Source organism: bacterium, from assembly GCA_016873475.1.
GTDB lineage: Bacteria > Krumholzibacteriota > Krumholzibacteriia > JACNKJ01 > JACNKJ01 > VGXI01.
Genome location: VGXI01000221.1, coordinates 1 through 4,778, shown reverse-complemented (window position 1 = coordinate 4,778; position 4,778 = coordinate 1). Strand labels below are relative to the sequence as shown.

The following is a 4,778-nucleotide window of genomic DNA, read 5'->3' as shown; positions in this document are numbered from 1 at the left end:
CCCCGCGGCCCGTCGCTTCCCGAGCCGCATCGAGATCGAGCCGGTCTGGGTTCGAATCTACACGGGCGACGAGAGGACGCCGGCCCTGGGCATCAACCGCGGGCATCGACTCCGGTACGCTAGCTGAGACGATGGCCATCGGCAGCGGGCGAAGCCGAGCGAACCTGATTGACACAATTTCCGCGGCACAACCCTAGGCAAGAGGGGAGCGCTTGAGGCGGCCGCGCGCCTCTGCTATAAGACGGAGGCCGCCGCGCCGGCGGCGCCGCGCCCCGTCCCCTGCCCCGCGCTCGCCATGGCCGCCCTCCCCACTGACATCGAACTGCCCGCTGAGCTGCCCGGTCCCTGGGACTGGCCGGCGATCTTCGGCCGCGTGGCACCCGTCGAACTCGAGCTGGGCTTCGGCAAGGCGCGCTTCCTCCTCCAGGCGGCCCAGGCGCGGCCGGAGACGGACTTCCTCGGCGTCGAGCTCTCGCGCAAGTGGTTCGCCGAGGGCAAACGCCGCCTGCTCACGGTCGAGGCGCCGCCGCCCAACCTGCGCATCCTGCGCGCCGAGGCGCTGGGCGTCCTCGCGGCCAAGGTGCCGGAGGCCAGCCTGGCGGCGCTGCACGTCTATCACCCCGACCCCTGGCCGAAACGGCGGCACCACAAGCGCCGCCTCCTGGGCCCGGCCTTTCGCAGCGAGGCGCTGCGGGTCATCGCCGTCGGCGGCGAGCTGCGCATCACGACGGACCACGCCGAGTACGCGGCGCTCATCGAGCGGCTCTTCGCGGGCGAGCCCCGCCTCGCGCGCCTGGACTGGGGCGAGGACGCGCTGCCCGGCACGCACTTCGAGGTCAAGTACCGCCGCGAAGGGCGGGCCATCCACCGCTTCCGCTGGCGGCGTCTGGAGGGGAGCCCGTGAGCGGGGAGTGGCATCCCTGGCGCGATCTGCGCTTCCCCGCGGATGGGCCGGGCGCCGGCCTCGCCTATCCGGCCGACGCCGAGCGCTTCCACGTCGAGGAGCTGCCCCTCTACCCCGCCTGCGGCGAGGGCGAGCACCTGTACCTCGACATCGAGAAGCGGGACATCGACACGCCGCTCCTGGCCCTCCTCATCGCCGAGCGCCTGGGGATCGCGCCGGCCGCCGTCGGCTGGGCGGGGCGCAAGGACCGCCGGGCCACGGCCCGCCAGCGCCTCTCGGTGCCTCTGGCGGCCGCGGCCGGTCGCCTGGAATCGCTCGCCGACCCCCGCTTCCGCGTGCTCTCGGCGCAGCCGCATCGCAACAAGCTCCGCCTCGGGCACCTGGCGGGCAATCGCTTCCGGCTGCGGCTGGTCGGGGAAGCGGACGGCGCGCTCATCGAGGGCGAGCTCGGGCACCTGCGCGTGGAGGGACTGCCCAATTTCTACGGCCCCCAGCGCTTCGGCGCCGATGGGCAGAACCACCTGCGCGGCCTGAGCGCGCTGGCCGGCGGCGGGCTCCGGCGGGGGCGGGCCCAGGAGTTCCTGCTCAGCGCCTTCCAGGCCGCCCTCTTCAATCGCGTCTGCGCGGCGCGACAGGGGCCGGCCGCCGCGCTCGCCGCGGGCGACCTCGCCTATCTGCACGGGCGCGGCGCGATCTTCCGGGTGGAGGACGCGGAGGCGGCAGCCCCGCGCGCGGAGCGTCTGGAGATCAGCGCGACGGGCCCGCTGCCGGGCGGGCACATGCTCGAGCCGACGGGCGAGCCCGGCGCGCTGGAGGCGGCGCTGCTGGCGGCCGGCGGCTGGCGGCCGGAGTTCGCGGCGCGCCTGCGCGGGGGCCGGCGGCCCCTGCGGGTGCCGGTGGGCGACCTGCGTCTGGAGCCCGTTGCGGGGGGCTTCTGGCTGGCCTTCAGCCTGCCGCCGGGCAGCTACGCCTCGGTGCTGCTCGCCACGCTCGGCATCGGGGTGCCCGCGGGCAGCCCCGGCGACGCGGAGTAGCGCCCGCGCTAGCCCAGGCCCAGCATCGCCCGAAAGACGTGGCCGGCGACGCTCGGGTTCTCCTTCAGCCGGCGCATGCAGTAGGCGTACCACTCGCGCCCGTAGGGCAGGTAGACGCGCAGCGGGTGGCCCTCCGCGACCAGGCGGTCGCGCAACTTCTCCTGCACGCCGAGCAGCATCTGGAACTCGTAGCGATCGGGCCCGAGCCGGCGCTCGGCGATCAGGCGCTTGGCGCCGTCGATCAGGGCGGCGTCGTGGGTCGCGATGCCCACGACGCTGCCGCCATCGAACATCGCCGCCAGGGCGCGCAGGAAGTTGGCGTTGATACCCGCGCGATCCTGGATCGCCACGGCCGCCGGCTCGATGTAGATCCCCTTGCAGAGGCGGTAGTCCGGCGTCAGGGGCGCGAGGGCCGCGATGTCGGCGAGCGTGCGGTGCAGGTAGGCCTGCAGCACGACACCGACATTCGTGTAGTCCGCGCGCAGGGTCTTGAAGACCCAGAGCGTGGCATCGGTGAGGCTGCTGTCCTCCATGTCGATGCGCACCTTGCCGCGGTGGCTCGCCGAGCGGGCGACGATGGCGCGCATGCTCTCCAGGCAGAGCTCGCGATCGCTGGTCAGGCCGAGCTGACTCAGCTTGATCGAGACATTGCGGTCGACGCCCGCCTCGACCTGGCGATTCACCAACTCGAGGTAGGCGGCCGCGGGGGGGCGGGCCTTCTCGACGGAATCCGTGTTCTCCCCGAGGATGTCCATCGTGCTGCGCAGGTTCCGCGCGGCCAGGGCCCGCGCGGCGGCGACGACGGCGGTGAACTCCTCGCCGGCGATGTAGCGGCTCGAGACGCGGCGGACGATCGGGCGGGGGACGGCCGGGAGCAACCCGGCGATGGTGCGATCCAGCAAGGACGGCATGGCGACCTGTTTCGCTTCGCGTTGGCGGGCACCAGGGTCCAGTGAGGGCAGGGTCAAGGTAGGGCTGACCCCGGACCTGGTCAAGTCGCCGAATGGCAGGTGCCAGGCGGGCCGTCGCGCCTCGTCCCAACCAGATGACAGGCAGCCCGGCGGCCCAGTTCGCCGCATCCGACTGTTGCGAATCTCCGTGTCCGGCTGCTAGATTGCTTCTGCTTGAACCGGGGAGACGGAATGACGATGGAGAGCATCCTGATCGTCGAAGACGATCCGAGCACGCTGCGCATGCTCGGCGCCAGCCTCGAACAGGCCGGCTATCGTGTCCTGGCGGAACAGACCGCGACGGCGGCGCTCGCCCTCGCCGAGCGCGAGCATCCGGATCTCATCGTGCTGGACCTGCTCCTGCCGGACCAGAATGGCCTCGCCGTCTGCCGCGCGCTGCGCGGCCGCGAGGAGACGCGCGGGATTCCCATTATCATGGTCACTTCCCTGGACAAGACCAGCGACAAGGTCTCCGGCCTCGACCAGGGCGCCGACGACTACATGGTCAAGCCCATCGACGTCACCGAGTTGCTCGCCCGCGTCCGCGCGCTCCTGAGGCGCCACCGCTGGGAGCCCGACGGCAATGGGGCGGTGATCACCGTCGACGGCTTCACCATCCAGCCCGAGCAGCTCAGCGTGCGCCGGGGGAGCGCCGAGCCGGTTCAACTCACGGCGCTGGAGTTCAAGCTGCTCTACCAGCTCGCCAGCCGGCCCGAGGAGACCTTCAGCCGGCAGGCCCTCCAGGCGCTGGTCTGGGGGAGCGGCCAGGGCAATACCGAGCGCGCCGTCGACGTCCTGATCAATCGCCTGCGCGGCAAGCTGGCCGCCCTGCCGAATGGGGGTAGCATCGTCCGCACGGTGCGCGGTGTGGGCTACCGCTTCCGCGCCTAGGCGGCCCCCGCGCGGAACTCGGCAGCCAGAAACGGGTTGCGCGCGGCGGCGCGATGCGCCATCTTCTCGGCCAAGAGTTCCACCGGGCGCCGACGCGAAGGCGCCGCCGGCTGTTGACAGCCGGGGGTCGCGAGTGCTATCCAGATTCCCCGAGGGAGAGCGCAAGCTCGCGATTTCAAAGGCCTTCGCTGTCCCCGCCGCCGTCCGGAGCCCTCCGTCCGAAGTGAGGTTTCCATGAAGCGTGGTCTGTGGCCGTGGGGAGGCGTCCTGCTCGGGGCGCTGGCGATCGGACTGCTCGGTGCCTGCGAGGGCGACGAGGGCGGCACGGCGCCGCCGCCCTACACGCCGCTCACCGAGTCGGTCGAACTGACCCTCAATCTCGACGCCGGCGCGCCGGTGGCTCTGGAGGCGGACGGCGAGCGGCTGGCCATCGCCTACAGCTGCCTCTTCGAGGGCAGCGGAGACATCTTCCGCCTCGTGGTCGACGACGCCGACGGCGATGGCCTCTACGAGCACTACTCGACCGTCGAGGAGTACCCGAACGCCAACGATCCCGAGGTCTTCTACCTCCGCAGCGATCACCAGCAGTTCACGGCCATCGGCGACTACGAGGTCGAGGACGGCAGCGGCAGCTTCCCCAGCGATCCGGGGACCGTCTACTTCAGCGGGCCGCGCCAGCTCAGTTACGACGCGCACACGGACCGGCTCTTCTACTCGATGGGCTACGGCGGCATCTCGCAGATCGCCTCGACGGTGGCGCCCAGCGACGGCGCGGGCGGCCACATCGGGGACATCGTCAACAGCTACGACGAGAGCCTCGCGGACTTCTCGAATACGGCCGGGCGCCCGCCGGTCTGGGAATTCTGGTACACCAAGAAGCGAGTCGGCGCGGACTGGCGCTTCTCGGGCGGCAATCACGCGAGCGTCTCGCCGCCGATGGTCGGCGGCCACCAGTGGCTTGCCTACGCCGATACCCTCCTCGAGCGCTTCGACCGCCCC

4 protein-coding genes and 1 pseudogene are annotated in these 4,778 nt (G+C 71.9%); 4 read left to right on the top strand and 1 reads right to left on the bottom strand.

Going from position 1 to position 4,778, the window contains the following annotated elements; genetic code table 11:
• Window positions 1-295 precede the first annotated feature (295 nt).
• The gene (locus FJ251_13515) at window positions 296-904 is read left to right on the top strand and encodes a tRNA (guanosine(46)-N7)-methyltransferase TrmB (protein ID MBM4118724.1); all 609 of its coding nucleotides are present in this window, start codon (window positions 296-298) and stop codon (window positions 902-904) included.
• Window positions 799-1,437 (top strand): annotated as a pseudogene (truD, locus tag FJ251_13510) (tRNA pseudouridine(13) synthase TruD). Before FJ251_13515 ends, truD begins: the two are co-directional and overlap by 106 nt.
• Window positions 1,438-1,946: 509 nt before the next feature.
• Here the strand turns inward: truD and FJ251_13505 are convergent.
• A complete protein-coding gene (locus tag FJ251_13505) occupies window positions 1,947-3,017 on the bottom strand; it encodes a proline dehydrogenase (protein ID MBM4118723.1) in 1,071 nt (356 codons plus the stop codon).
• 63 nt (window positions 3,018-3,080) lie between these two features.
• Here FJ251_13505 and FJ251_13500 point away from each other — a divergent pair, with 63 nt between their 5' ends.
• Both FJ251_13500 and FJ251_13495 read left to right on the top strand, forming a co-directional pair.
• Entirely contained in the window at window positions 3,081-3,779 is a 699-nt protein-coding gene (locus FJ251_13500) for a response regulator transcription factor (protein MBM4118722.1), read from the top strand.
• Between the two features lie 234 nt (window positions 3,780-4,013).
• A partial coding sequence (locus tag FJ251_13495) for a hypothetical protein (protein MBM4118721.1) occupies window positions 4,014-4,778 on the top strand: 765 nt, incomplete at its 3' end.